General features: G+C 62.8%; 25 protein-coding genes and 1 pseudogene. 14 read left to right on the forward strand and 12 right to left on the reverse strand.

Translation table 11 applies throughout. From position 1 onward, the window contains the following. Positions 1 to 69 precede the first annotated feature (69 nt). The 4 genes from N5A92_RS07435 to N5A92_RS07450 all read right to left on the reverse strand — a co-directional run bounded on the left by N5A92_RS07435 (position 70) and on the right by N5A92_RS07450 (position 3,479). Positions 70 to 711: an extensin-like domain-containing protein gene (locus tag N5A92_RS07435; RefSeq protein ID WP_260901405.1), complete on the reverse strand. Its 642-nt coding sequence runs from the start codon at positions 709 to 711 to the stop codon at positions 70 to 72. Positions 712 to 842: 131 nt separating this feature from the next. Next, entirely contained in the window at positions 843 to 1,268 is a 426-nt protein-coding gene (locus tag N5A92_RS07440; RefSeq protein ID WP_260901407.1) for a DUF3775 domain-containing protein, read from the reverse strand. Positions 1,269 to 1,344: 76 nt separating this feature from the next. Continuing rightward, the gene (locus tag N5A92_RS07445; RefSeq protein WP_260901409.1) at positions 1,345 to 2,232 is read right to left on the reverse strand and encodes a DMT family transporter; all 888 of its coding nucleotides are present in this window, start codon (positions 2,230 to 2,232) and stop codon (positions 1,345 to 1,347) included. A 122-nt stretch (positions 2,233 to 2,354) separates the two neighbouring features. Next, positions 2,355 to 3,479, reverse strand: a complete 1,125-nt coding sequence (locus N5A92_RS07450; RefSeq protein ID WP_260901410.1) for a PQQ-dependent sugar dehydrogenase — start codon at positions 3,477 to 3,479, stop codon at positions 2,355 to 2,357. Positions 3,480 to 3,792: 313 nt separating this feature from the next. Between N5A92_RS07450 and greA the strand changes: the two genes are divergently transcribed. The 5 genes from greA to N5A92_RS07475 all read left to right on the forward strand — a co-directional run bounded on the left by greA (position 3,793) and on the right by N5A92_RS07475 (position 7,506). Beyond that, positions 3,793 to 4,266: a transcription elongation factor GreA gene (greA, locus tag N5A92_RS07455; RefSeq protein WP_260901412.1), complete on the forward strand. Its 474-nt coding sequence runs from the start codon at positions 3,793 to 3,795 to the stop codon at positions 4,264 to 4,266. A 62-nt stretch (positions 4,267 to 4,328) separates the two neighbouring features. Further along, positions 4,329 to 5,372: a glycosyltransferase family 4 protein gene (locus N5A92_RS07460; RefSeq protein ID WP_260902307.1), complete on the forward strand. Its 1,044-nt coding sequence runs from the start codon at positions 4,329 to 4,331 to the stop codon at positions 5,370 to 5,372. Further along, positions 5,369 to 6,115 (forward strand): glycosyltransferase family 25 protein, encoded by a 747-nt coding sequence (locus N5A92_RS07465; RefSeq protein WP_260901414.1) that lies wholly within the window; start codon positions 5,369 to 5,371, stop codon positions 6,113 to 6,115. The genes N5A92_RS07460 and N5A92_RS07465 overlap by 4 nt, the downstream gene beginning before the upstream one ends. 22 nt (positions 6,116 to 6,137) lie before the next feature. Continuing rightward, on the forward strand, positions 6,138 to 6,812 hold the full coding sequence (locus N5A92_RS07470) for a hypothetical protein (RefSeq protein ID WP_313958393.1): 675 nt from the start codon (positions 6,138 to 6,140) through the stop codon (positions 6,810 to 6,812). Continuing rightward, positions 6,805 to 7,506, forward strand: coding sequence for a glycosyltransferase (locus N5A92_RS07475; protein WP_260901416.1), 702 nt, complete (start codon positions 6,805 to 6,807; stop codon positions 7,504 to 7,506). The genes N5A92_RS07470 and N5A92_RS07475 overlap by 8 nt, the downstream gene beginning before the upstream one ends. Positions 7,507 to 7,617: 111 nt before the next feature. On the opposite strand, the gene N5A92_RS07480 is transcribed toward N5A92_RS07475, so the two are convergent. The 3 genes from N5A92_RS07480 to N5A92_RS07490 form a co-directional block, all read right to left on the reverse strand. Next, positions 7,618 to 8,004, reverse strand: a complete 387-nt coding sequence (locus N5A92_RS07480; RefSeq protein ID WP_260901418.1) for a DUF6716 putative glycosyltransferase — start codon at positions 8,002 to 8,004, stop codon at positions 7,618 to 7,620. Positions 8,005 to 8,506: 502 nt separating this feature from the next. Then, positions 8,507 to 9,349, reverse strand: a complete 843-nt coding sequence (locus N5A92_RS07485) for a hypothetical protein (RefSeq protein ID WP_260901421.1) — start codon at positions 9,347 to 9,349, stop codon at positions 8,507 to 8,509. A 226-nt stretch (positions 9,350 to 9,575) separates the two neighbouring features. Beyond that, entirely contained in the window at positions 9,576 to 10,049 is a 474-nt protein-coding gene (locus tag N5A92_RS07490; protein ID WP_159591616.1) for an Lrp/AsnC family transcriptional regulator, read from the reverse strand. Positions 10,050 to 10,314: 265 nt separating this feature from the next. Between N5A92_RS07490 and trxB the strand changes: the two genes are divergently transcribed. After that, complete coding sequence (gene trxB, locus N5A92_RS07495; RefSeq protein ID WP_260901427.1) at positions 10,315 to 11,289, forward strand: thioredoxin-disulfide reductase; 975 nt, start codon at positions 10,315 to 10,317, stop codon at positions 11,287 to 11,289. A 41-nt stretch (positions 11,290 to 11,330) separates the two neighbouring features. Next, entirely contained in the window at positions 11,331 to 12,221 is an 891-nt protein-coding gene (locus N5A92_RS07500; RefSeq protein WP_260901428.1) for a LysR family transcriptional regulator, read from the forward strand. 233 nt (positions 12,222 to 12,454) lie between these two features. Here the strand turns inward: N5A92_RS07500 and N5A92_RS07505 are convergent, their stop codons facing one another. The 3 genes from N5A92_RS07505 to N5A92_RS07515 all read right to left on the reverse strand — a co-directional run bounded on the left by N5A92_RS07505 (position 12,455) and on the right by N5A92_RS07515 (position 16,902). Further along, on the reverse strand, positions 12,455 to 14,461 hold the full coding sequence (locus N5A92_RS07505; protein WP_260901430.1) for an elongation factor G: 2,007 nt from the start codon (positions 14,459 to 14,461) through the stop codon (positions 12,455 to 12,457). 162 nt (positions 14,462 to 14,623) lie between these two features. Beyond that, complete coding sequence (locus N5A92_RS07510) at positions 14,624 to 15,559, reverse strand: bifunctional helix-turn-helix transcriptional regulator/GNAT family N-acetyltransferase (RefSeq protein ID WP_260901432.1); 936 nt, start codon at positions 15,557 to 15,559, stop codon at positions 14,624 to 14,626. Positions 15,560 to 15,699: 140 nt separating this feature from the next. Beyond that, the gene (locus N5A92_RS07515) at positions 15,700 to 16,902 is read right to left on the reverse strand and encodes a pyridoxal phosphate-dependent aminotransferase (RefSeq protein WP_260901434.1); all 1,203 of its coding nucleotides are present in this window, start codon (positions 16,900 to 16,902) and stop codon (positions 15,700 to 15,702) included. A 389-nt stretch (positions 16,903 to 17,291) separates the two neighbouring features. Here N5A92_RS07515 and N5A92_RS07520 point away from each other — a divergent pair, with 389 nt between their 5' ends. The 6 genes from N5A92_RS07520 to N5A92_RS07545 all read left to right on the forward strand — a co-directional run bounded on the left by N5A92_RS07520 (position 17,292) and on the right by N5A92_RS07545 (position 23,296). After that, positions 17,292 to 18,164 (forward strand): EAL domain-containing protein, encoded by an 873-nt coding sequence (locus N5A92_RS07520; RefSeq protein WP_260901436.1) that lies wholly within the window; start codon positions 17,292 to 17,294, stop codon positions 18,162 to 18,164. Positions 18,165 to 18,282: 118 nt separating this feature from the next. Continuing rightward, positions 18,283 to 18,891, forward strand: a complete 609-nt coding sequence (locus tag N5A92_RS07525) for a glutathione S-transferase family protein (RefSeq protein WP_425248549.1) — start codon at positions 18,283 to 18,285, stop codon at positions 18,889 to 18,891. Between the two features lie 123 nt (positions 18,892 to 19,014). After that, positions 19,015 to 20,334 (forward strand): sn-glycerol-3-phosphate ABC transporter substrate-binding protein UgpB, encoded by a 1,320-nt coding sequence (ugpB, locus tag N5A92_RS07530; protein ID WP_260901440.1) that lies wholly within the window; start codon positions 19,015 to 19,017, stop codon positions 20,332 to 20,334. Positions 20,335 to 20,403: 69 nt separating this feature from the next. Further along, complete coding sequence (gene ugpA, locus N5A92_RS07535; protein ID WP_260901442.1) at positions 20,404 to 21,288, forward strand: sn-glycerol-3-phosphate ABC transporter permease UgpA; 885 nt, start codon at positions 20,404 to 20,406, stop codon at positions 21,286 to 21,288. Positions 21,289 to 21,298: 10 nt separating this feature from the next. Continuing rightward, the gene (gene ugpE / locus N5A92_RS07540; protein ID WP_260901444.1) at positions 21,299 to 22,147 is read left to right on the forward strand and encodes a sn-glycerol-3-phosphate ABC transporter permease UgpE; all 849 of its coding nucleotides are present in this window, start codon (positions 21,299 to 21,301) and stop codon (positions 22,145 to 22,147) included. Positions 22,148 to 22,150: 3 nt separating this feature from the next. Continuing rightward, positions 22,151 to 23,296 carry a sn-glycerol-3-phosphate import ATP-binding protein UgpC gene (locus N5A92_RS07545; protein ID WP_260901445.1) on the forward strand — a complete coding sequence of 382 codons (1,146 nt, stop codon included), beginning with the start codon at positions 22,151 to 22,153 and terminating at the stop codon, positions 23,294 to 23,296. A gap of 6 nt (positions 23,297 to 23,302) precedes the next feature. On the opposite strand, the gene N5A92_RS07550 is transcribed toward N5A92_RS07545, so the two are convergent. Further along, positions 23,303 to 23,530, reverse strand: a complete 228-nt coding sequence (locus N5A92_RS07550; protein WP_260901446.1) for a hypothetical protein — start codon at positions 23,528 to 23,530, stop codon at positions 23,303 to 23,305. Positions 23,531 to 23,692: 162 nt separating this feature from the next. After that, positions 23,693 to 24,256 carry a methylated-DNA--[protein]-cysteine S-methyltransferase gene (locus N5A92_RS07555; RefSeq protein ID WP_260901447.1) on the reverse strand — a complete coding sequence of 188 codons (564 nt, stop codon included), beginning with the start codon at positions 24,254 to 24,256 and terminating at the stop codon, positions 23,693 to 23,695. Positions 24,257 to 24,680: 424 nt separating this feature from the next. Here N5A92_RS07555 and N5A92_RS27635 point away from each other — a divergent pair. Further along, positions 24,681 to 25,022, forward strand: a pseudogene (locus tag N5A92_RS27635) (transglycosylase SLT domain-containing protein); the annotation flags it as partial. Between the last annotated feature and the right edge of the window lie 66 nt (positions 25,023 to 25,088).

Here is a 25,088-nt window from a genome sequence, read left to right on the forward strand (position 1 = left end):
CGAGCCTAGCGCCGAAGGGTAAAGGAATGCTCAGTGCGTCGATTCAGATCTGTGGCCAAAATGCGGCTGTTAACGGCAGTAGGGCTTGCGGCGCTTCTTCAGGTCGAAGTGGAAGTGATTGGAATGGTCGGCATTCGTGCCGGGGCCGAGTACGGTGGTGAAGGGGCCGCAGGCGGCGGTGCGGATGTCGGCCAAGAACTTTCCTTCCGCACCCTTGGCCTTCCCGCTGACCTCCACCCGCCGCCCGTCGGACAGTTCGACGGCGGAAATGTCGAGCGCGTTGCCATAGGCATGCTCGGAGAGCTTCGCCATGCCGTTGATCGGGCGGCAGACATAGGCGGAGCCGTGGACCACAGTCGCTATGCGGGCCTCGAAATGCTTCTTCGCAGCCGCAGCACCCTTGTTCTGGAACAGGATGGCGGCGGCGCGGGCGGTGCGGCAGTTAAGAACAGCCGCCGGCTGCAAGCGGATTTTTGCAGAAAGCGCGGTTACTTTCAGCGGGTAGGGCAGCCTGCAGCCGCCTTTCGCCTTCATAGCGGATATGGCGGTGAAGGCGATACCGAGGGTGCGGAGCTCTTTTCGGCAGGCGCTTTCGGCCGCCGGCGTGGCAGGTGAAGCCGGTTTTTCCACAGCAGGTGCTTCTTGCCGCAGCGCATCTGCGCGCCGTTGCGGGATCGGGGCGTGATCGGGAAGTTCGATGGCGCCGACCATGGAGGCTCCCGCGGCGAGGCAGAGCGTGGTTATGGATGCAAGGCTGGCGCGAAAGTGTCGGCGGGACATTGAACTGCAATATCTAGTGAAAGTCGTATATTCAATGAAACAGTACAACTTGTGATGCACGCTTAGGCACCGATGGCGGCCAGCCCATCTTCCAGCCAATCGCCCAGCATGGGCATGCTGAGAAGATAGCCGGCCAGGCGGCTGTTCACCCGTTGGCGTGCGTCTGCCACGGCGTCCGGCCATTCCTGCGCATCGTAGTCGCCACGGCCGATCCAGGCGATGGCCAAAAGCTCGGACGCCTCGTCGACGTTGAGGTCGGCGATCAGCTCGCGGAACTCCTCTTCCGTGAGGTTCTCCTCCTTTTCCTCGGCAAGCCCATCATGGTTGTGACGGTCGGAAGCATCGCCGCTGAACTCCACCTCGTGCTCCTTGCCGTCGTCATAATCGTCGTTGACCGCAGCCGAGATGGCGCGGGCCTTCTCGGCCAGCAGGCGCACCGTGTCCGGCCCCAGCGACAGTTCCCATTCTTTTTCGACCGGCTTCTTCACGTACCGCTCCATCGACACATGAGCCCCGCCGCCAATCATAGCGCATCTTGCAGCAGATTTATGCAGGCCTGTGGCGTCAGGACGTTGCGCGGCGGGCGCGCAGCGCCGGCACGACCTCGACAAGGAGGATGGCCGAGAAGATCAGGCCGCAGCCGGCAAGGCCTGATGCCGGCAGTCGCTCGCCCAGGAAGAGGGCGCCGAAAAGGGCGGCGAATACGGCCTCGGTAGACAGGAAAATAGCTGCCTGCGGCGCCGTGGTGTAGCGCTGACCGACGACCTGGAGCGTGAATGCGATGCCGCCGGAGAAGATGCCGGCATAGAGAATTTCGGGAAGGGCAGCGCGAATGGCAGGAAGTTCGATCGGCTCGATCATAACTGCGATTGCCAGCGCCACGACGGCGGTTACAGCGAACTGGGTGACGGCGAGCGTGACGGGCCGCCCGGTAATGCTGGCGCCGCGGGCGATATAGATGACCTGGAGCGCCCAGAAGGCGGCGCACAGGATCGTCAGCCAATCGCCTATGACGAGCGCGACCGCGCCGCCGCCCGAAAGCAGCCAGATGCCGGCGAGCGCGAAAAGGGCCGCCGGCCATACCACCCGGTGCGGCCATTGCCGGAACAACAACACGCCGAAAAAGGGCACCATCACGACGTAAAGGCCGGTAAGGAAGCCGGCGTTGGTGACCGTGGTTGTCATCAGCCCCACCTGCTGCGCGGCCATGCCCCCGAAAAGCAGGAGACCGATCAACGTGAAGGCGCGCCAGTGCTCTGGCGCGAGCGGCGTGTGCGCCTGCCTGCTTTCGCGCAGCGCAAACGGCAGCATGGAAAGGCAGGCGATGGCAAAACGCAGGCCGATGAAGAGAAACGGTCCCACCGCCTCCATTGCCGTCGACTGGGCGACAACGCCCATGCCCCACATGGCACCGGCGGCAAGCAGAAGCGTGTTGGCTCGGAAACGGGTCATCGGCGGGGTGTGTGGGAGCGATTTGGGATCCGGCGGTCTTAGCAGCGGCATTGCAGGGTGCAAAGCTTTTTGCTTCTCCCCGATCCGATTTCTTGCTTCTCAAGAAACGGGACGCCCGCTCCTCATTCCGCGCGGGAGATGCGGATGATTTTTCCGTTGGACTCGTCCGTCAGCAGCCAGACGGAGCCGTCCGGCGCCACCTCCACGTCGCGCAGGCGCCCCAAGGTACCTTCGAACAAACGCTCCTCGCCGGTGATTTCACCGCTGCCGTCACGCTCGAGCCGCGCCAGGAGCTGGAAGCTGAGCGCCGCGACAAGGAAATCGCCCTCCCATTCGTGAAACATCGGGCCGTCATAAACCGCCATGCCGGAGGGCGCGATGGAGGGGTCCCAGTAATATCTCGGCTGCTCGTAGCCGGGCGCCTCGGCGCCGCGCTCGATCGATCGGCCGGAATAATGGCGACCGTAGGAGATGACGGGCCAGCCGTAGTTCTTGCCGGCTTCCGGTCGGTTGACCTCGTCGCCGCCGCGCGGGCCGTGCTCGACCGTCCACAGCGCGTCCGTCACCGGATCGAACACCGCTCCTTGCGGGTTGCGGTGGCCGATGGACCAGATCTCGGGCGCGGCCTCCTCGGTGCCGACGAAGGGGTTGTCCTCTGGTACGCTGCCGTCGGGATTGATGCGCATCACAGAGCCGGCGTGGTCGAAGGGATCCTGAGCGCGGTTCATGTCGCCGCGGTCGCCGATGGTGAAGAACAGGGTGCCGTCCGGGGCCGCTACGATGCGCGAGCCGAAGTGCCGGCTTTCGCCGGTCTTGCGGTCCATGGAGAAGATGACCGCGACATCCTCCAGCCGCGCCGAGCCTTCTTCCTGCACCAGGCGGGCACGGGCGACCGCCGTGCCGGCGCCGCCTGGGCCGGGCTCGGCATAAGAAAGAAAGAGCGTGCGCGATGCCTCGAAGTCGGCGGCGAGCGCGACGTCCAGGAGCCCGCCTTGGCCCATCACGGCCACTTCGGGAACGCCGGAGACCGACTCAGAGAGCCTGCCGTCGGCAAAAATGCGCACGGTACCGGTGCGCTCGGTGACGATTGCGCCGCCGTCGGGAAGAAAATCGATGCCCCAGGGATGTTCCAGCCCGTCGGTCAGTATTTCGGCACGCAGTGCCACGTCACCGGCCTGGAAGACCTGCGCACCGGCGCTGGCGGGAAGGAGCGCCGCAACGAGCGCGGCCAGAACGATTTTCGGCATTTGCTTCGACCCCTTGCTCAACCCTCGATCCGGTTGAAATAGTGTAAGGCAAACGGCAGGCCAAGGCCGGATCTGTGCATCGTTGGGGCGTTCCTCCCTTTGGAACGATCATATCCGTTTGCCAGCCAACCATTGGGTTTCCGGCGCGGGGCGAAGATTCCGCGTGAAAAAGTCACAAAGATTGCTATATTTCGTAGAAATCGAACGAAGCGGTTCCGTTGGCCAAGGCTGCCGGACCGTTTTCTTTTTGTGTCCGCAGGCGCCGGGCCAGTGCCCGGAGAACAGCCCGGATGACGTCAGGAAGGTAGTGCAGATGAACAAGGTCCCGATGACCCTGGCCGGATACGATTCGCTGAAGGAGGAGCTGCGCTGGCGCCAGCAGGAAGAGCGGCCGCGCATCATCGAGGCGATCGCTGAGGCTCGCGCCCATGGTGACCTTTCCGAAAACGCCGAATATCACGCGGCCAAAGAGTCCCAGAGCATGAACGAGGGCCGCATCAGCGAGCTTGAGGATTTCATCGCCCGTGCCGAGGTGATCGACGTCAAGAAGCTTTCCGGCGATACGGTTAAGTTCGGTGCCACTGTGGTGCTGGTGGACGAGGACACGGACGAGGAGAAGACCTACCAGATCGTCGGCGATCAGGAGGCGGACGTGAAGTCCGGCCGCATCTCCATCTCCTCGCCAATCGCGCGGGCGCTGATCGGCAAGGGCGCGGGCGATTCCATTGAGGTCAACGCGCCGGGTGGCGCGCGCGGCTACGAGGTGCTCCGGGTCCAGTACGGCTGAGTATGGAGGCCGAAGCCGTGACGGCGGGTGCCGAGGCGAGCGCTGCCGCCGCTCCGCCCGACATGCGCCGCGTCGAGGTGGTGGCGCCCAACTTCAAGCGCCGCCTCTCCGGCGTCACCAGCACTATCGTGCAGTTGATCCCGCTGCAGGCGCGGGCGACTGGGGTTGCCGCGCTGGGGCCCGGCCTGCCCGAGGATCTGCCGAAGATGCGGTGGTGGCAGGTGCCGGCGCTTTTGACCAAGCCGGCGGAAAGGCCGTTCCGCATCTGGCATGCGCGGCGCAATACGGAGATGCTGGCGGGGATCATCGCCAAGCACGTCTTCCGCGCGCCGCTAAGGCTTGTCTTCACCTCTGCGGCCCAGCGCGACCACCGTGCCTACACCAAATGGCTCATCCGCCGCATGGATGCGGTGGTGGCCACCAGTGCGCGCTCCGGCTCCTTTCTCAAGGTGCCTCATAAAGTCGTCATGCATGGCATCGACGTTGAGCGGTTCCATCCGCCGCGCGGGATCGGGGACGATTGGGCGGCCACCGGGCTGCCGGGGCGCTACGGTATCGGCTGTTTCGGGCGCATCCGCCACCAGAAGGGGACGGATCTCTTCATTGCCGCCATGGTCGAATTGCTGCCACGCTACCCGGACTGGACGGCGCTGGTGTTCGGCCGTGTGACGACGGAGCATGGTGCTTTCGCGGATGCGCTTCGAGACCGCGTGCGGGAGGCGGGGCTCGGCGACCGGATCCGTTTCATGGGCGAGGTTCCGGATGTGGCACCGTGGTACCGTTGCGTTACACTGTGCGTGGCTCCTTCACGCAACGAGGGCTTCGGGCTCACACCGCTCGAAGCCATGGCGACGGGCACAGCGACGGTGGCGAGCGATGCCGGCGCCTATGCGGAGATGATCGTGCCGGGGGAAACCGGCGCCGTGGTGCCGGCCGGCGAGGGCAGGGCACTCACCGGCGCCATCGAGGCCTATATGGCCGATCCTGCGATGGCGAAGCAGCAAGGCGAAGCCGCACGCGCCCATGTGACCGCCCGGTTCGCCTTGGCACGCGAGGCGGATGCGCTCGCGGAGGTTTATGAAGGGCTCTGGAAGGGGGAGGCATGAAAGCCGAAGCCTTCATCATCCACCTTGCCCGCGCGCATGGCCGGGCACGCCAAGTGGAGCGCCTGCGGCAAAGCCTGCCGCTACCCGTTACCGTCATCGATGCGGTGGACGGGCAGACGTTGCCCGAGGAGAAGGTCGCCGAGGTCTACAAGCCGCGGCTCCACAGGCCGCGCTACCCCTTTCCTCTGCGCATTTCAGAAATCGCCTGCTTCCTGTCGCACCGCAAGGCCTGGGCGGCGATCGTCGACCGCAAGCTCGACGCCGGGCTGGTGGTCGAGGACGACGTGGAGATCGACACTGCGCGCTTCGCCGAGGTTTTCGACTTGGCACTTGCCCATATGCAAGGCAACGACCTCGTGCGCTTTCCCAAGAAGGCGCGAGGCGAAAAGGGTCGCGTGGCGGCACATTCCGGTGTGGCGCGACTCATCGCTCCGCGCCACCCGCGCCTCGGCATGCAGGCGCAGCTCGTCAGCCGCGATGCGGCCAAAGCGCTGCTCACCTTCACGCATGTGTTCGACAGGCCTGTCGATACGACGGTGCAGATGCAGTGGCTGCACGGCGTGCGCGTGCTGAGCGCCATGCCGGTCGCCATCCGCGAAGTGGCTGGGGAGTTGGGCGGGACGACGGTGCAGGGGAAGGGAAAGCCGTTTGTGGAAGTTCTGGCGCGGGAGGTGCAACGGACGATCTATCGGGCGTCGGTAAGGGCCCGCAACGTTCTGGACCTGCGAATGTTGGCACGGTAGGCGCGGCGGACGAACGAGAGGCATGGTCGATATGGTCAGAAAGAGAGCATTCATTGTGGGCAACGGCTCTTTGCCTTTCGACATGTCAGAGCGTGTCGACGCCAGCGATCATGTCGTTCGCTTCAACGAGCCGAAGAAGTCCATCGGCATGAGCGGCACAAAGACCAAATGGCTGTTTGTCGCCAATTCGGGAAAGCCGATGCAGCGGCGGCTGAACGACCCAAACTATCCCACTTCGCCGATCGTGCGGGCCGCAGACATGGTCTTCTTTCTCTATCACCCGACAATTATACGCAACTACTTCATTCAGCCCAATTTCCTGTCGCGTCTCAAAGGGCGACGCGGAGACTGGACCCAGGATGCGCTCGCAATGTTCGGCGAGGCGGGCAAGACGGTGGCGATCCTGCCCCCGACCTATTACGAAGAGGGGTGCGCGGAGTTGGGCCTGACATCTGCGATGCTGACCAGCGTGTTCCCAAGCTCCGGATACTTTGGTATCCGGTACGCGCTTGAGCGTCTTCCCGCTGAGGAATGGGACGTGGAGATTGCCGGTTTCAGTTGGCAAGGCTGGAAACGCCACGCTTGGGGTGATGAGCAGGCCTGGGTGAAGCAGAAGGTGGGGGAGCGCAGTATCCGCATATGGTCGGTCGAGAAAGACCGGGCGGACTCGAACGAAAAGGACAAGGAAATTGGATAGAAAGCTTAATATTTATATCGGTTGGGATTCCCGTGAGCCAATCGCCTATGACGTTGCAAAAAAGACATTGATGGAACGGACAAGCATTCCCGTCGAGGTGCATCCGATCAAGCTTGCCGACCTGGTCGAGAAGGGCGCCTATACGCGCGAGGTCGACCCGCTTGCCTCCACGGAATTCACCTATTCGCGCTTCTTCACGCCGTGGCTCGCCGACTACAAGGGCTGGGCGCTCTTCTGCGACTGCGACTTCCTCTTCCTCGATGATGTGGCCAAGCTGCTCGACTACCGCGATCCAACCAAGGCGGTGCTGTGTGTCAAGCACGACTACACCCCGAAGGCGACGGTGAAGATGGACGGTAAGGCGCAGACCAACTATCCGCGCAAGAACTGGTCGTCCTTCATGCTTTTCAACTGCGAGCATCCTTCTACAAAGACGCTCACGCCGGAGGTGATCAACCGGGAGACCGGCGCCTACCTGCACCGCATGCAGTGGGCGAAGGACGAGGAAATCGGCGGAATCCCTGAAACCTGGAACTGGCTGGAAGGCTGGAGCGAGAAGCCGGCGGCTGGCACGCCGAGTGCAATCCATTTCACCAATGGCGGTCCATGGTTCAAGGACTGGCAGAATGTGGATTACGGCGATCTCTGGCGCGCGGAAGCGGATAAAGTTGATCCGAACTGGAAGCCGATCTGAGGGGCCGGCGGCGGGCGGACCGGTTTCCAGCGCCCGCCGGGCCAAGGCCAACCTTCGAACAGGAGAGACCGCATCTTTTTAAGAGCCTGAAATCACGCCATTCTTTTCGATTCAGGCTCTAAGATGTTCCCACGCATAGCCATTTTTCAGTTCCGAAAGCGAGTACTGGTTGTTTGCTAGATGTGCAAACCAAGCTTGCCGGTCGGGCTCGATGCGCAGCATCTGCGGACCGGCAAGCGCCTCCCAAGGGAAGCGAATGGGATAGGCCGCGCAATGCTCTTCGCAAAGCACCGGGATACCCTGCCGAATAGCCTCAACCGCCACATTGCTGTTGAAGCAAACGACAGCCGCCGCACGATCAAGATCGTCTTGCAGGCTGCCGCTGCTTACCACCAGATTTGCATCGGCGGGAGGGGAGGGCTCTGAAAGCGTCCCGTCCGGACTTCCCCGTTCATCAACGTTTTTTGCGCCAGGTTTCTCACGCCAGATGATAGGCATGTCGGAGAAGTGCCGTATGCGACGGATAGTCTCCTCGCACCAGTCGTTGCAGCCGAAGAACCAGCGGATGGCCGGTGTGGGCGGTAGGACAAGGATGGCATCGCCCTTTCCTCCGCGCCAAGGCAAGAGAGGATAGTGCTTGGCAAAATAGCGACGAAAGCGTTCTTTACCCCGCCCGTCATCCAGTTTGTGGCGTGGCCATTCTTGGTGACACGGAACCATCGATGTGAGCGACCGAGCCGTTCAAGCCAATGCGTACTTCGAGTGAAATAGCCGTGATCGATGTAGTAGAAGTCGATCTTCCGTTTTTGAGAGTATCTGTAGAGCAGCCCCGTACCACGGAGTATGCCGTACATCGCCACCGCTGTTGTGTCCGCGGGAAGCCCGTCCTCGAGGATCGTTGAGACGTGTCGCAGAGGGGCCTTTGCGCCGCGGCAGAATGCCCCCGTTACGGTGGGGCTCAGACCAACCCCGGTGTGGAAGCCGTAGAGAGTCACGATTTCTAGACGTCGCCTACCAGCCCAAGTTTACGGAGAATCTTGCGCGGTAGCGGTTCCATCCCCCGAGAGCGCAAGCTTGACCTACCAAGCTGTTTGGCGTGATCACCTTTCAAGTGGTCCATGTAGGTTCCGAGAGCCGAGTGGACGAATGGATGGCGTGAAACCTCGTAACTGGAAATTGTCTCGGCATCGATTGTGCCCACTGCGCATAGGACGCTGCGAACCACGTCGAAAACGAAGGAATCGTGCCACTCATTCAGTGTATAGATCTCGCCCGACACATACATTGCCTGCATCGTCCTGAAGAACTCCAGTGCGTTAGGGTGGCCCATGTCGAAGCGCAGGAAGCCGCATTCGCTATGGGTGTAGCGGCGGCCGAGATAGAGGAGAAAGGCATCGCCTAGCGAGGAGATAAGGTCTTCTGGAATAGGCTTTGTCGTCACTGTATCGGCATCAAGCCACACAAGGTAACGGGAACTTGTGCGCGATGCCTGGGTGCAATACGCAAAGACTTTGTTTGAAAACTTCACCGCGTCATACTTGAAATTGTACTTATACGTCAGCTTTGTGCGTGCCTCTTTTGCTGCGCTCGATTCCGGCAACCCGTTCTGCCAAGGTTCTTTGTTGGCTTCCTTGAAGGCTACCAGAGCTGGGCATGCCTGGTGCAGATCCACGACTTCAAGGCGCTTGGACTGTTCCTGCAACTCAAAATTTTCGGCATAGACCGTGAGCCGTACATTTTCCGGCCAATATTCGAGGAAAGTCTGCACCATCGTCTGACCATATTTCTCATAGCCGCCGCGGTGCATGGTTGTGACGAGGTTGACATCGTGCGTATCTGTCATGTGTAGTTTTGTCCTTGGAAAATACAAAGCGGTCTAGGTATGACCAGTGCTGAAACCTGATAGACGAAAAGGAACCTGATAGACGAAAGCATCGTGGGAGTGAAGGGATATCTTCCGTAGGCAATTTCGCAAGACATGGAATAATATGTCACACCAGCAAGCGCTTGCCACAGAGGCTTTTTTTAACTCGCTTACCTTAAGGTCACTGATCAGTGTGGCACGTAGCCTACTCAATCGCCACCAGCCCCTCGTCCTTCACCTGCCGGATCGTCAGCGCCGTGCGCACGGTGTCGACATTCGGTGCCGAGGTCAGCTCCTCGATGACGAAGGTTTGGAAGGTGCCCAGGTCCGTCGCCACGCAGTGCAGGAGAAAGTCCGAATCGCCCGAGACCATCCAGGCGCGGCGGACGATGGGCCACTTGCGGGTGCGCTCGGCGAAGGTCTTCAGCTCTACTTCCGACTGGTGGTGCAGGCCGATAAGGCAGAAGGCGACGACGTCGTAGCCGAGTGCGGGGCTGTTGAGGAGGCCGCGGTAGCCCTTGATGATGCCGCTCTCCTCCAGCCGCTTCACACGGCGCAGGCAGGGCGGGGCGGAAATGCCGACGCGTCGCGATAGTTCGACATTGGTGATGCGCCCGTCGTCCTGCAGTTCGCGGAGAATCTTCCAGTCGATGGCGTCGAGGTCAGCCTTCAACGGCATGCGGTTCCTATCCTGCGACGATGCGCACGAATCTGTCGTATTTGCGAAATAAAACTTATGGCATACGCTGGCTGTAGCCAAGTAAGTTGCCTTGCACGATCCGCATTTTAAAGCGCGCGCCTTCGACAGGACAGGCACTGCGCGACAACCGGTAGCTGTTGGAAAACCGTTCTTCGCCTTGCGCGAAGGGGTGTGGAATAATTAGATCGACTGCGGCTCGCGGCGCTGCCGTGCGGCCCGTTGGTATTGAGAAGGACTTGGAGCCATGACCAGCCGCCACGCGCCCGTTCTCATTGTCGGATCGGGACCGGCAGGATACACCGCGGCAATCTATGCCGCCCGCGCCATGCTGAAGCCGATGCTCGTCGCCGGACTGGAGCAGGGCGGCCAGCTCATGATCACCACGGATGTGGAGAACTATCCTGGCTTTGCCGAGCCGATCCAGGGGCCGTGGCTGATGGAGCAGATGCGCGCGCAGGCGGAGAATGTCGGTACGGACATCGTCAACGATCTCATCGTCTCGGCCGATTTGAAGCAGCGGCCCTTCCGGCTCATCGGCGATTCGGGCGCGGTCTATACCTGCGATGCGCTCATCATCGCCACCGGAGCCAAGGCCAAGTGGCTGGGCCTTCCTTCGGAGCAGACCTTCATGGGCTTCGGCGTGTCGGCCTGCGCCACCTGCGACGGCTTCTTCTATCGCGGTAAGGATGTGGTGGTGATCGGCGGCGGCAACACGGCGGTCGAGGAGGCGCTTTATCTGTCCAACCTCGCCAGGAAGGTGACGGTCATCCACCGGCGCGACGAGTTTCGTGCCGAGCGCATCCTGCAGGAGCGGCTTTTCCAGAAGGACAATGTCGAGGTGATGTGGGATACGGTGCTGGAGGAAATCACTGGCGAGACGCCCAAGCCGCCGCTGCCGCCGTCTGCTACCGGCATCCGTGTGCGGAACGCGAAGACGGGCGAGACGAAGGAGTTGCCCATCGATGGCGTGTTCGTGGCCATCGGTCACGCGCCGGCGGTGGAGCTTTTCGAGGGCCAGTTGAAGCAGAAGCCGAACGGCTACCTATGGACCGAGCCGAACTCCACGCGCACCGACATGCCCGGCGTCTTCGCCGCAGGTGACGTGACCGACGACATCTACCGTCAGGCGGTGACGGCTGCAGGTCTCGGCTGCATGGCGGCGTTGGAAGCGGAAAAGTATCTGGCGGAGATGGAGACGCACCGCGAGGCGGCTGAATAAAAAGACGGCGAACGCCTAAAAAATAAAAGGGGAATCCGGCGTTGGACTGGGACAAGCTAAGGGTATTCCACGCTGCTGCCGCGGCGGGATCCTTCACGCATGCGGCGGAGACGCTGCATCTTTCGCAATCGGCGATCTCGCGTCAGGTGAGCGCGCTCGAGCAGGAGGTGGGCGTGCCGCTCTTCCATCGGCACGCGCGCGGCCTCGTGCTGACGGAGCAGGGCGATATGCTCTACCGCACCGCCCACGAGGTCCTGATGAAGCTCGAAAGCGCGAAGGTGCGCCTTTCGGAGACGAAGGACCGGCCTTCGGGCCTTCTCAAGGTGTCGACGACCGTCGGGCTCGGCACCGGCTGGCTGACGGAGCGGCTGCCGGAGTTCGGTGAGCTTTATCCCGACATCCAGCTCCAGCTCATCCTCGACAACGAGGAGCTGGATCTTACCATGCGCCAGGCCGACTGTGCGATCCGCATGCGCCAGCCGCAGCAGCCGGACCTCATCCAGCGCAAGCTGTTCACCGTGCATTTCCACCTCTATGCCTCGCCGGCCTACGTCAACCGGCACGGCAAGCCGGCTTCGATCGACGATCTCGACCGGCACCGCATCGTCACCTTCGGAGAGACGGTGCCGGCGCATCTGAGCGACATGAACTGGCTGGAGACGGCGGGGCGGCCGGAGGGCACGAAACGCAATGTCGGACTGCAGATCAACAACATCCTGTCGATCAAGCTCGCCGTGCAGCGCGGCGCCGGTATCGCCATGCTGCCTGATTATGTTGTGGGTAACGAGAGCGGGTTGGTGCAGCTCCTGCCGGAGACTGCGGTGCCCTCCTTCGACACCTACTTCTGCTATCCGGACACCATGAAAAACCAGGCAAAGCTGCAGGTTTTCAGGGATTTCCTCATCTCGAAATCGCGCACCTGGTCGTTCTGACGCAAAATTTGCGGAGGTTCCATGCAAAAATGCATGGCTGAAATGCAAAAACCCGTGGTTGTTAATTGAGCATCCAATGCTCATATCTTGGTCACTCCCGGGGGTGTTCTCCTCCCATTTGCCCCCGCGAGTGTTCCCCTCTGGAGGTTTCGCCTTAAATGGCACTTCCAACGACTGGGCCGGATCTTCGCGATCCGGCTCTTTTTTTATCCTTCCTTTGGGGGAAGGGCGGTTCAGGCCGCTTTGCCTCTCCCATTCAGCACCTCGTCAGCCAGCCGGCCGGTGAGCTCAGCCATATGGTCGAAGGTGGCCCGATAGGTGGCTGCGCCCGCCGTCGCCGAGCGCAATTCGATGATCAGGTTGCCGATCTCCGCTTCGGGGAGCATTGCTTCCACCATGTCCCAGCCGGGCCAGTCCGTGCGCGTATCGAAGCCGAGGATCTGCCCGCGCCTTTGCGACAGGATCGCCGTCACGCGCGCCGTGGCCTCCGACGGCGTGTCCACCTGCACCTTCAGCACTGGCTCCAGCAGCACCGGGCTTGCCGCCGCCAGGGCTTCGCGCATGGCCAGACGGGCGGCGAGCTGGAAGGCCATGTCGGAGGAATCGACCGAATGGTAGGAGCCATCGGAGAGGTTCACCGCGATGTCGACCACGGGAAAACCAAGCGGCCCGCCCTTCAGCGCATCGCGCACGCCGGTTTCCACCGAGGGGATGTATTGCTTCGGCACCACGCCTCCGGTGATGGTCTCCGTGAACTCGAAGCCGCTGCCGCGCGGCAGTGGGCGGATTTCCAGCACCACGTCGCCGAACTGTCCATGGCCGCCCGACTGTTTCTTATGGCGGCCGCGTTGGGTGACGGCTTTGCGGATGGTTTCGCGGTAGGGGATCATGGGTGGCCGGGTCTCGACGGCAATCTGGTACTTGTCCTCCAGCCGCTCCCTGGCCACCCGCAGATGCATCTCGCCCTGGCCGGAGAGCACGGTTTCGCCCGTGTCCTGGTTCTGTTCCATGATGAGCGAGGGATCTTCCTGAATGAGCTTCTGCAGGGCAGTTGAAAGCTTGACCTCGTCCTTGCGGTCGCGCGGGTTTAGCGCCATGGCGAAGACCGGCTGGGGAGGTTCCAGCCGGACAAGCTGTGCTGCTGCGGTTTTGCCAGCCGACAGTGTATCGCCGGTGTTGGCGCCGTCCAGCTTGCCGAGCGCAATCGTCTCGCCTTCGCCGGCGGAGGGAAGCTTGGTCTGCTCGCGGCCCATCAGCCGATAGAGGCCGGAAACACGGCCGGCGCTTGGAAGCTCCATCCCGTCTGCGACGTTGCCGCAAAGCACGCGGGCGACGGAGATCTTGCCGCCATGGCCGGTATGAATGGTCTTCGTCACTTGAAGCATCAGGTCGCCGCCTTCGACGCCCAGCCTTCGGCGCGTGGCGGTGACGTCCGGCGCGTCATGCCGGATCGCTTTCAGGAGCCTGAGAACGCCGTTGCCCTTTTCCGCCGCGCCGATCAGGACCGGGGTCACCGCGCCCTCGCGCAGGTCGGCCGTCAGATCGTCGAAGACGGCGTCGCGTGGTGGCTCGATCTCCTCAAGAAGCTGCTCCATCAGGTTGTCGTCGTGGTCGGCTAGCGTTTCCAGCATGGAGAAACGGGCCTCGATCTCACGCGCTTTCTCGTCGTCGGGGATGGCGGCGATCTCGCTCTCCGCATGCTCGCGGTAGATGTAAGCGCGCTCCAGCGCCAGGTCGATCGAGCCGACGACGATGCCGTCCTTACGCAGCGGGATTTGGCGCAGGAGCAGCGGATTGCCGCTCGCCGGCTGTAACAGCTTCAGCGTGTCGCGCACGCTGGCCGCGCTCTTGTCGATCTTGTTGAGGAAGAGCATGCGCGGCATGCCCAGTTCGTCGAGCCGTCGCAGGATGAGTTGGAGGGCCGGCAGCTTCTTGTCGTCGGCCTCGGTCACCACCACCGCCACGTCGGCGGCGGCCAGCACCGGCTCGGCTTCCTGCGCGAATTCTACGGAGCCCGGGCAGTCGACGAAAGTCATGCTCTCGCCCATGAAGCTGGTGGTGGCGAAGGTTGCCTCCACGCTCATGGCGTGCTCGCGCGCTTCCCCGTGATTGCCGGCTTGGGTGCCGGCGCCGGTGCGCGCCAATAGGGCTTCGAAAAGTGTTGTCTTGCCGCTTTCAAGGGGGCCAAGAATGGCGATGCATTTTGGCCCCGTGTGTCTCTCTCCCGCGCGGTTTCCCATGATTGCCGACCTCCTCTCACGCGTTCTCCCATGAGCGGCGGCCGGCCTCGGTCGGCCGTCGCGCGGGCGGATACCGTTAGCCAGTATTCCGCCGTCAAGGCATCGTCACACGAGAGGGGAAAGAGAGCAAGTGGAAGAAGAGTTGAGGCGGCGAGGCGCCGATCACAAATCGAAGGTCCATGTCTGGCCCACAAGGTCCTTGCCGAAGGAATGGTGAGGCTCCTCCTTCTCCAGCCGGAAGCCGGCCGCCTGGTAGATGCGGCGCGCGGAAACGAGGATGTCGTTGGTCCACAGCGTCAGGCGCTTGTAATCCTTGGCACGGGCAAAACCGATGCACTCGTCCACCAGTCTGCGGCCGATGCCAAGGCCGCGCGCGGCGGGCTCGACGTAAAGCAGCCTGAGCTTGGCCGTCTCCTCGGAGGCCCTGACGACGAAGACAGAGCCGACGATCTCGCCGTCGCACTCGGCGATCCAGGAGGCTTCGAAGCGGGGATCGCAATTGGTCACGAATGCGCTCAGGATTTCCGCAACGAGCGCTTCGTAGCTTTCGTCCCAGCCGTACTCCTGATGGTAAAGCAGCCCCTGGCGGTGGATGATCCAGCCGATATCACCGACCCGCAGCGGGCGGAGGGCGTATGGGGCCTCGCGTTCCGGTGCCGGGCCCAGAAGGCGCTCGACCGTTCTCATCGCCGCCGTCAGGGTCTCCCGGTCAGCCGCGGGAAGGGGAGCGAGCAGTGCCTCCACCAAGTCGCGGGCAGCGCGGTCGAGCGGCTCGAAGGCCCGGCGCCCCTCCTCGGTGAGCGTCAGGTGGGACTGCCGGCCGTCCTCAGTGGAAGGCTGCCGTTTCAGGAGACCGTGCCGCTCGAACTTCTTCAGCATGCGGCTCAGATAGCCCGCGTCGAGACCGAGATCGTTACCGAGGACACTGGCTGTCAGGCGGTCCCTGTGCGCCAGCTCGAAGAGAACGCGGGCCTCCGTCAGTGAGAACTCGCTTTTGTACATGCCCTCTTCGAGCACGCCGATCTGGCGCGTGTAGAAGCGGTTGAAGCGTCTCATGTCGGCGATTTGTCTTTCCGAGGGCGCTTGGACAGGCTGCATGGCACGACCTCCTTGCAGCGAGTGTCGGGCAATTAGTTGACTGAGTCAAATATACGCCTGAAACCCTTCGCCGTGGATCCTGGGTCAACAGGACTTGCGGCACACAAGGCCCAAAGCGGATCGTCGAGCTGCTGCGAGCCCTACCGCAGCTCCGCCGTAAAGCGCTGGATGCGGCTGCAGGCTTCCTCCAGCAGCGCCTCCGAGGTGGCGTAGGAGATGCGGAAGTTGGGGCCGAGGCCGAAGGCCGAGCCGTGCACGACCGCAACGCCCTCGGCCTCCAGAAGCTCTGAGACGAAGTCGGCGTCGTTCTCGATCACCTTGCCGGAGGGCGCCTTCCTGCCGATGGTACCGGCGCAGGAGGGATAGACGTAGAACGCGCCTTCGGGGACCGGGCAATCGATGCCGCTTGCCTGGTTGAGCATAGAGACCACGAGGTCGCGCCGGCCCTGGAAGATTTCCTTGTTGCGCGGAATGAAGTCCTGCGGCCCCGTCAGCGCCTCGACGGCCGCCCACTGGCACATTGTGGCCGCCCCCGAGGTCTGCTGGCCCTGGATCATGTCCATGGCCTTGACGAGCTCGATGGGGCCGGCCGCGTAGCCGATGCGCCAGCCGGTCATGGCGTAGGCCTTGGAGACGCCGTTCATGGTCAGCGTGCGCTCATAGAGCCGCGGCTCCACCTCGGCGATGGTGCGAAAGGCGAAGTCCCCGTAGGTCAGGTGCTCGTACATGTCGTCCGTCAGCACCCAGACGTTGGGATGCTTCAGAAGCACGTCGGCGAGCGCCTTCAGTTCCTCGCCCGTATAGGCCGCGCCCGAGGGGTTCGACGGCGAGTTCATGATAAGCCATTTGGTCTTCGGCGTGATGGCCTCCTCCAGCGCCTCCGGCTTAAGCTTGAATCCGTCCTCCAGCCGGGTCTCGGCGAACGTCACCGTGCCGCCGCAGATCGCCACCATCTCGGGGTAGCTCACCCAGTAAGGCGCCGGGATCACCACCTCGTCGCCTGGGTTCAGCGTCGCCATCATGGCGTTGAACAGGATCTGCTTGCCGCCGGTGCCGACGATGGTCTGCTTCCAGTCGTAGTCTAGGTTGTTCTCGCGCTTGAACTTCGCAGCGATCGCCTCGCGCAGCGGTTGGATGCCGGAGACCGGCGCGTACTTTGTCTCGCCGCGCTTGATGGCGTCCATGGCCGCCCGCTTGATGTTGTCCGGCGTGTCGAAATCGGGCTCGCCGGCACCCAGCCCGATGACGTCGCGGCCCTGCGCCTTCAGCTCGCGCGCTTTCTGGGTCACGGCGATGGTGGCGGAGGGCTTCACGCGTGAAAGGGCATCGGCAAGGAAAGCCATGATCGGTTTTCTCCACTGGGATTTTTCAGCCGTCTCCGCCGGGCTTGGGCGGGATAGGTCTTAATGTCTCATCACGCGGCAGATCGCAAGGGCAGGCGTGCGTCGCGGCCTGTCTCCCCCGTGTGATCGACTGGCCGGCGCGGACGGCTTTTTCAGCTTGAATCGGGCGGACGCGAAAAATGCGGACGACTTTTTTAACCGGGATTCAATCGTTCGATGCAAGGTTCGCCGCAGATAAAAAAAGAGGCGGGCGGTGGCGTACAGAACAGGTTTGGCAAGGGTCGTTCGATTGGCTGTCGGTTCCTGCATTTCGGCATCGGACACTTTACGGCAGGCGCGGCCGATGGGCCGCAGTTCGGCCTCCTGTCGGCTTGGGAAGGGCTGACATCATGGCGGATGTGGACAGTCTTTCTGCCCGCATCGATCAGGCGATCCTGGTCGACGAGGTAGGGATCGAGACGGGCCGTTACGGGCCCTACTTTCTGAAGACCCTGTACCAGCCGGTCTTCCACAACTCCGGCAAGGACTTGATGCCCATTGGCTTGGAAGGCCTGGCGGGACCGCATAAGGATGGTGAGCTGGTCGCCGCGCGGGAGTTCTTCCGCGAGGTCACCGCAGCGGACGACACGTTCTTCATCGAAAACCTCTGTCAGACGCTACACCTGCATAACTACCCAAATATCGGCGTCGACGGGCTGACGCTGTTCGTCAAGCTCTACTCCAGCGCCGATTTCGGGCTGAAGAAGGCGATAGGCCAGGTCGAGCACGTGGTTCGCTTCCTCGAAGAGATTTCCGTCGATCCGGCGCTTCTGGTGTGCGAGATCGCCGAGACCACGGACGATGGGCTGATGACGGAGCTTGCGGCCGAACTGCGCCGCCACGGCATCCGGATCGCCGTCGACGATTTCGGCATCGGGCGCTCGACACTGTCCCGCGTCAGGCTGCTCAACCCGGAGGTGGTCAAGGTGGATGGCGGGTGGTTCCGCCGCATCGCGGAAGTGATCATGGCCGCCAAGCTTCTGCGTTCGCTCGTCGATGCGCTTCAGCGCGAGGGCCGGGAGGTGCTGATCCAGGGCATCGAAACACCCTCGCAGTTGCGGGTCGCGCTCGGAACGGGCACCGACTTCCTCCAGGGATATCTGCTCGGCCGGCCGAGACTTGCCGGCGCCATCTTCGATACGAAGCCGCTGAACACGGAACGCCTGCTTGCACCCGGCGACGGGGTGATCTCGCTGTTCGCCGACCGCAACGGGGCGCGCTGAGCCGCTTGCTATCAATCCTGCTGATCGTTTCACCACAACTTTTCATTCGCGGGCGTGCGCACGCCGCGTTAGGCATCGGACCTGATGCGGGATGCGCGCGAACCGACGGGAACACGTGATGAAACTCTACGGAATGACCGACAGCGGCAACTGCTACAAGCCGCGGCTGCTTCTGGCGAAGCTCGACATCCCTTACACCCATGTTGAGACCAGTTCGCGTGACGGCACAACCCGCAGACCCGACTATCTGGCCAAGAATCCCAACGGCAAGGTGCCGCTTCTGGAGCTCGACGGCGGGCGTCATCTGTCGGAATCGAACGCCATCCTGCTCTACCTCGCAGAAGGTACGCGCTTCCTGCCGGCCGATGCTTATGAGCGCGCGCTGGTCCATCAATGGCTGTTCTTCGAGCAATACAGCCACGAGCCCAACATCGCTGTCCGCCGGTCGTTAATCCGGTATCCTGAAAGAGCGGCCGTGGCGACGCCGGAGAAAATGGCGGCAACGCTGGAGGGCGGCAACCAGGCGCTCGGCGTCATGGAACGGCAATTGTCGCAGACGCCGTTCCTCATCGGCGATGCTCTGACGGTGGCCGACATCGCGCTCTACGCCTATACGCACGACGCTGAGGAGGGAGGCTACGACCTTGCCGCCTTTCCAGCCGTCTCCGCCTGGCTGAAGAGGGTCGAGGCCGATCCCGGCCATGTGCCAATGGAGCATACGGGATAGGCGAGGAGAAGCGCTGAACCCTCCCTTCCCAACCTTCACAGCTTAACTCAGACCTGTCATGCAAGCGTTATAGAACGTCGTCAAAAGGGTCTCATCAACGGATGACAAATGAGGGAGACCCTAATGACTCGCACGTTTCTTCTGGCGGCGACCGCCATGATCGCCTTGCCCTTGAGTGCACAGGCGCAAACCAAGGTCGAATGGTGGCATGCAATGGGCGGCGAGCTCGGTACGAAGCTCGAGGAGATCGTCGCCGGCTACAATGCGTCGCAGGACCAGTACGAAGTGGTGCCGGTCTTCAAGGGCACCTATCCGGAGACCATGACCGGGGCAATCGCCGCTTTCCGCGCCGGGCAGCAGCCGCATATCGTCCAGGTGTACGAGGTAGGCACCGGCACGATGATGGCCGCCGAAGGCGCCATCTATCCGGTCTACCAGCTCATGCAAGACGCTGGCGCGACGTTCAATCCGGCGGATTATCTGCCGGCGGTCGTCGGCTACTACGCCGATACCGACGGCAACATGCTGTCGATGCCGTTCAATTCCTCGACGCCGATCCTCTACTACAACAAGGACGTGTTCGAGAAAGCTGGCCTCAATCCGGAAAAGGCGCCTGAGACCTGGGCGGAGGTCGAGGAATTCTCCAAAAAGATCATCGATTCGGGCGCGGCAAACTGCGGTTTCACGAGCGGCTGGATCTCCTGGGTGCAACTGGAGAACTTCTCGGCCTGGCATAACCAGCAGATCGGCACTCTTGAAAACGGCTTCGGCGGTATCGATTCGGAGCTGACCGTCAACGGCCCGGCGCAGGTCAAGCACTGGGAGAATATGAAGCGGTGGCAGGACGAGAGCATCTTCCAGTATGGCGGCCCGGTCGGCGGCAACGACGCACCGCCGAAGTTCTATGCCCAGGAATGCGCGATGTACATGAACTCCTCGGCCTCGCGCGCAGGCGTGGTGGCGAATGCCAAGGACTTCGAAGTGGGCTACGGCATGCTGCCCTACTATGACGATGTGGAGGGCGCGCCGCAGAACTCCATCATCGGTGGCGCCACCCTGTGGGTCCTCGCCGGCCATGAGGACGAGGAGTATAAGGGCGTCGCCGACTTCTTCAGCTACCTGTCCTCGGCTGAGGTGCAGGCCGACTGGCACCAGTTCAGCGGCTACCTGCCGATCACGACGGCTGCCTACGAACTCGGCAAGAGCCAGGGTTACTACGCTAAGACCCCCGGCACCGACGTCGCCATCAGGCAAATCACGCTCAACAAGCCCACGCCGAATTCCAAGGGTCTGCGGTTCGGCAACTACGTCCAGGTCCGCGCTATTATCGATGAGGAGTTCGAGCACCTTCTTTCGGGCGGCAAGTCCGCGCAGGAAGCGCTCGATGCGGTGGTGGAGCGTGGCAACGCGCTGATCCGCGACTTCCAGGACTCCAACAGCTAGGCCGCCGATCGTCACCCTCCGTGAAGCCCGCGCCACGGCGCGGGCTTCCACCTCATTCGCAGTCTTCACATGCAGACCAAGCGCACGATCTTCGGCAATCGCGTGTTGCCTTATGCGCTGCTTTTACCGCAGCTCGCCATCACATGCGTTTTCTTCCTGTGGCCGGCCGGACAGGCGTTTCGCCAGTCCTTCCTGCGCGAGGACGCCTTTGGGTTCAAGACCCGGTTCGTCTGGTTCGAGAATTACGAGAAGCTGTTCGCCGACCCGCTGTATCACAACTCCCTTTGGGTGACGGTGATCTTTTCGCTCGGCGTTGCCTTTCTGTCGCTCGCCACGGCCCTCATCCTGGCCCTGGCGGTGGACCGTACGCTGCGCGCTGCGCGGACGTACACGACGCTTCTGGTTTGGCCCTACGCCGTCGCGCCGGCGGTTGCCGGCATCATGTGGTGGTTCCTGTTCAATCCGACGATCGGCATCCTGCCCTACGTGCTGGAGATGCTCGGGTATGACTGGAACCATCGCAGTTCCTCGGTCGACGCGATGATCCTGGTCATCGTCGCCGCGAGCTGGAAGCAGATCTCCTACAATTTCCTTTTCTTCGTGGCGGGGCTGGCGGCCATCCCCCACTCGCTGGTGGAGGCGGCGGCGATCGACGGAGCCGGACCCATGAAGCGCTTCTTCACGATCATCTTCCCGCTCCTTTCGCCGACGACTTTCTTTCTGCTCGTCGTCAACGTCGTCTACGCCATGTTCGACACCTTTGCCGTGATCCATGCCACCACCGAAGGCGGGCCGGCGCAATCGACCAACATCCTCGTCTACAAGGTGTTCGAGGATGGGTTCATCGGCCTCAACCTCGGTTCCTCCGCCGCCCAGTCGGTGGTGCTCATGGCCATAGTTATCGTCCTGACGGTCATCCAGTTCCGCTGGATCGAACGCCGGGTCCAATATTGAGAGCCGAAGAATGGTTGAGAACAGGCCCCTCCTGAACCTGCTTTCGCATCTGGTGCTGATCGCCGGCGTGGTTGTCGTCGCTTTCCCGGTCTATGTAGCGATCATCGCCTCCACGCGCGGGCCCACCGACTTCATGTCGGGCCTCATCCCGCTGCTTCCCGGCCCGCACACGCTGGATAACTATCGCCGGATCATGTTCTCCGGGGTATCTACCTCCGGCGCGCCGCCCATCGCGCTGATGATGACGAACAGTCTGGTGATGGCGCTCGCCATCGCCATCGGTAAAATCGCCATCTCCCTCATCTCGGCCTTCGCCATTGTCTATTTCCGCTTCCCATTCCGGCAACTCGCCTTCTGGACGATCTTCATCACCTTGATGCTGCCGGTCGAAGTGCGCATCGTGCCGACTTTCAAGGTGGTGGCCGACCTCGGTATGCTCAATTCCTATGCCGGGCTGTCGATCCCGCTCATCGCCTCGGCGACGGCAACGTTTCTCTTCCGGCAGTTTTTCCTGACCGTCCCCGACGAGTTGACGGAGGCGGCACGCGTGGACGGTGCAGGGCCGCTGAAGTTCTTCCGCGATATCCTTTTGCCCTTGTCGCGGACCAACATCGCCGCACTGTTCGTCATCCTCTTCATCTACGGTTGGAACCAGTATCTGTGGCCGCTGCTGGTAACCACCGATCCCGGCTATTACACCGTCGTGATGGGCATCAAGCGCATGGCGGAGGTGGCCGACGCTATCCCGCAATGGAACCTGGTCATGGCGACCGTCGTGCTCGCCATGCTGCCGCCGGTGGTCGTGGTGGTGGTGATGCAGCGGTTCTTCGTCAAGGGCCTGGTTGAAAGCGAGAAATAGATCATGAGCGCAATAGCCATCCGCGACGTCAGGAAGAGCTACGGCAAGACCGAAGTGATCCACGGAGTGAACATCGACATCGCCGACGGCGAGTTCATCGTCATCGTCGGCCCCTCGGGTTGCGGTAAGTCTACGTTGCTTCGCATGGTGGCGGGGTTGGAGACGATCACCGAAGGCACCATCGAAATCGGCGGCCGGGTGGTCAACCGGCTGGAGCCGGGCGAGCGCGACATCGCAATGGTGTTTCAGAACTATGCGCTCTATCCGCATATGAGCGTGTTCGACAACATGGCGTACGGGCTGAAGATCGCCGGCCTTTCCAAGGACGATATCCGCGCCCGCGTCGACAAGGCGGCGACCATGCTGCAGCTTCAGCCCTTCCTCGACCGCAAGCCGCGCCAGCTTTCCGGTGGACAGCGGCAGCGGGTGGCAATGGGCCGCGCCCTGGTACGCGATCCAGCCGCATTCCTTCTCGACGAGCCGCTGTCCAATCTCGACGCCAAGCTGCGCGTGCAGATGCGGCTTGAGATCAAGCAATTGCAGCAGTCCGTCGGCACCACCGCGCTTTACGTGACCCACGACCAGGTGGAGGCGATGACGCTGGCAGACCGGCTGGTGGTCATGCACGACGGGGTGGCCGAGCAGATCGATACGCCGATGGCCGTCTATGCGCGGCCGGCCACCACCTTCGTCGCCGGCTTCATCGGCTCGCCGGCCATGAACATGCTGCCGGTGGAAGCGGCGGGCAACCGCGGCCTCATGCTTGCCAATGGCAGGACGGTAAAACCGCGCGACATTCGCCTGCCGGAAAAGGGGCGCAAGGCGATCCTGGGTGTCAGGCCGGAACACATGGCGCCGGTCTCCGGTCCCAATGCCGATCTGGAGCTCGACGTGGCGGCGGTGGAGACGCTGGGCGCGGACACGCTGGCGCACGGGCGGCTTGCGGGGGTCGAGAACGGCAGCGGCGAGTTGGTGGTACGCTTGCCGGGGAGTACGCAGGTACGGCCGGGCGACCGGCTGGCGCTCGCCATCGAGCTGGGGATGGCGCATCTGTTTGATGCGGAGAGCGGTGCGAGGCTGAAAGAGCTCGATCTGCCGGCCGTGCCGGCACGAGCGGACAAGCGGCTTGCAGAGGCAGTTAACGCCTGACGCGCGTCAGGCGACGGCGCGCAGCGCTTGCTGGCGCGGTCTCTCTTCCGGCGCCATACGCATCGCGTCCAGGACGGCGTTGAGTTCGTCCATGTCTACGTAGAAGGCACGGGCGAGATGAATTGGGATCAGCTCTTCCGGTATGCCCCGCTCCATCATCTTGCCGACCGCCAGCATGAGCTGTGCGCGGTCGGTCAAACGGGATTTGATGCTGTCTTCCCTTAGGTGGCGCATGGTTCTTCCCCTGGCTGAGTGGCACGGATCCAACATGTGCCGTCAAGCCTGATACGCGGCTGCACGAAACGGAAAATACGCGGCCGCCGAAGCGCGGCGGGGAGGGCGAATCAGCCCAGAGCCATTATGCCCGGCACGAATCGGCGCGCAAGAGTCGGGCGGCTAAAAGGCGAAGGAGGCCTGCGCGGGCTCCGCGCCGGGCGGGACGGCGCGCTCCAGCGCCAGCATCTTGAGTTTGGTCGTCGTGCCGCCGGGCGCGGAGAAACCGCCGAGCTTGCCGCCCGCCGCCAGGATGCGGTGACAGGGGACGATGAGCGGCACGGGATTGCGGCCGAGCGCGGTGCCAGTCTCGCGCGCGGCCTCGGGAAAGCCTGCCTCCTCGGCGAGCGCGCCATAGGTGGTGGTCTCGCCGTAGCCGAGCCGACGCGCTGCCGCATAGATGGCGCGGCGGAAGGGATCGACGCCGTCGAGATCGAGCGCGATGGCGGAAAAATCCTCGCGCTCGCCGGCGAAATAGCGCGTGGCGGCGGCGACGACCTCGGCCGTTGTACCGGTAGGGGCGGCCTCGCGGGAGCCAGGCGTGCGTTTTACCAGCGTTTCGGCGACCGACTCGGGAGTGGCCATGGGGAGCATGAAGCGGGCGATGCCGTGTTCGGTCCATCCGATGCCGCAAAAGCCGAAGGCGGTCTCGAAGACGTGATGGAAGGAGACGTGTTGGGAGGTCATGGGGCACTCCACGGCAATTCCGCTCGGCGGCCATGATAACGCCGGGCGGGTACAAAGCAAGAACGATTGTGACGGTATCCTTTGAAGATTGAACGACCGGCGCTGCCGTTGTATGCAAAGGCAACTGGGGCAGCGGTCTATACGGAAAGCGAGAGGGGTCTTGCCTCCAATCTCCCGAATTTTGAGCTTCGGCGTGCTTCTTGGTGCACCGTTTCTTGTCGGCTGCAGCACGACGGGTGGCGGAACGACGGCCAGTGCTGAAGCGGACGATAAGGTGGTCGCCAGCAGCCTGGCGGCGGAGCAGGATGCCGAGCTTGCCGGTGTCGCGGAGATCGCGCCCAACGCCTATGCCGGGGGTGCGCCGTCGCCGGCGCTGACCGCCTTCGAGGAGAGCGGGGCGGTGCGCGCGGTAGAAGCGCAGAGCGCCGAGCTCGACGGGTTGATCGCCAAATACGCCGCGCTTTACGGGGTGCCGGTGGGGCTGGTGCGGCGCGTGGTCGAGCGGGAGAGCAACTTCAATCCGGCGGCACAGAACCGCATCTACTGGGGCCTGATGCAGATCCGCCACGACACCGCGCGGACCATGGGCTATCGCGGGCCGGCGAGCGGGCTACTCGATGCCGAGACCAACCTCAAATATGCCGTCAAATATCTGCGCGGGGCCTATATCACCGCCGGCGGCAACGAGGACCGGGCGGTGGGTTTTTACGCGAGCGGCTATTATTACGACGCCAAGCGCAAGGGGCTGCTCGAGGAAACCGGGCTGCGCAGCTGAAGCGTCGTCTGCCGGCCGGCCGCTCTTTGCGCGCGGGGGCGATGGCAAGAGGTGTCC

The sequence above is a fragment of the Chelativorans salis genome (genome assembly GCF_025336525.1).
In the GTDB taxonomy this organism is placed as follows: domain Bacteria; phylum Pseudomonadota; class Alphaproteobacteria; order Rhizobiales; family Rhizobiaceae; genus Chelativorans; species Chelativorans salis.

Coding starts and splice junctions, on each gene's coding strand:
- N5A92_RS07435 (WP_260901405.1), bottom strand. CDS start 711: ATGGTCGGCGCCATCGAACTTCCCGATCACGCCCCGATCCCGCAACGG.
- N5A92_RS07445 (WP_260901409.1), bottom strand. CDS start 2,232: ATGACCCGTTTCCGAGCCAACACGCTTCTGCTTGCCGCCGGTGCCATG.
- N5A92_RS07450 (WP_260901410.1), bottom strand. CDS start 3,479: ATGCCGAAAATCGTTCTGGCCGCGCTCGTTGCGGCGCTCCTTCCCGCC.
- greA (WP_260901412.1), top strand. CDS start 3,793: ATGAACAAGGTCCCGATGACCCTGGCCGGATACGATTCGCTGAAGGAG.
- N5A92_RS07460 (WP_260902307.1), top strand. CDS start 4,329: ATGCGCCGCGTCGAGGTGGTGGCGCCCAACTTCAAGCGCCGCCTCTCC.
- N5A92_RS07465 (WP_260901414.1), top strand. CDS start 5,369: ATGAAAGCCGAAGCCTTCATCATCCACCTTGCCCGCGCGCATGGCCGG.
- N5A92_RS07470 (WP_313958393.1), top strand. CDS start 6,138: ATGGTCGATATGGTCAGAAAGAGAGCATTCATTGTGGGCAACGGCTCT.
- N5A92_RS07480 (WP_260901418.1), bottom strand. CDS start 8,004: ATGCCTATCATCTGGCGTGAGAAACCTGGCGCAAAAAACGTTGATGAA.
- N5A92_RS07485 (WP_260901421.1), bottom strand. CDS start 9,349: ATGACAGATACGCACGATGTCAACCTCGTCACAACCATGCACCGCGGC.
- N5A92_RS07490 (WP_159591616.1), bottom strand. CDS start 10,049: ATGCCGTTGAAGGCTGACCTCGACGCCATCGACTGGAAGATTCTCCGC.
- trxB (WP_260901427.1), top strand. CDS start 10,315: ATGACCAGCCGCCACGCGCCCGTTCTCATTGTCGGATCGGGACCGGCA.
- N5A92_RS07505 (WP_260901430.1), bottom strand. CDS start 14,461: ATGGGAAACCGCGCGGGAGAGAGACACACGGGGCCAAAATGCATCGCC.
- N5A92_RS07510 (WP_260901432.1), bottom strand. CDS start 15,559: ATGCAGCCTGTCCAAGCGCCCTCGGAAAGACAAATCGCCGACATGAGA.
- N5A92_RS07515 (WP_260901434.1), bottom strand. CDS start 16,902: ATGGCTTTCCTTGCCGATGCCCTTTCACGCGTGAAGCCCTCCGCCACC.
- N5A92_RS07520 (WP_260901436.1), top strand. CDS start 17,292: ATGGCGGATGTGGACAGTCTTTCTGCCCGCATCGATCAGGCGATCCTG.
- N5A92_RS07525 (WP_425248549.1), top strand. CDS start 18,283: ATGAAACTCTACGGAATGACCGACAGCGGCAACTGCTACAAGCCGCGG.
- ugpB (WP_260901440.1), top strand. CDS start 19,015: ATGACTCGCACGTTTCTTCTGGCGGCGACCGCCATGATCGCCTTGCCC.
- ugpA (WP_260901442.1), top strand. CDS start 20,404: ATGCAGACCAAGCGCACGATCTTCGGCAATCGCGTGTTGCCTTATGCG.
- ugpE (WP_260901444.1), top strand. CDS start 21,299: ATGGTTGAGAACAGGCCCCTCCTGAACCTGCTTTCGCATCTGGTGCTG.
- N5A92_RS07545 (WP_260901445.1), top strand. CDS start 22,151: ATGAGCGCAATAGCCATCCGCGACGTCAGGAAGAGCTACGGCAAGACC.
- N5A92_RS07550 (WP_260901446.1), bottom strand. CDS start 23,530: ATGCGCCACCTAAGGGAAGACAGCATCAAATCCCGTTTGACCGACCGC.
- N5A92_RS07555 (WP_260901447.1), bottom strand. CDS start 24,256: ATGACCTCCCAACACGTCTCCTTCCATCACGTCTTCGAGACCGCCTTC.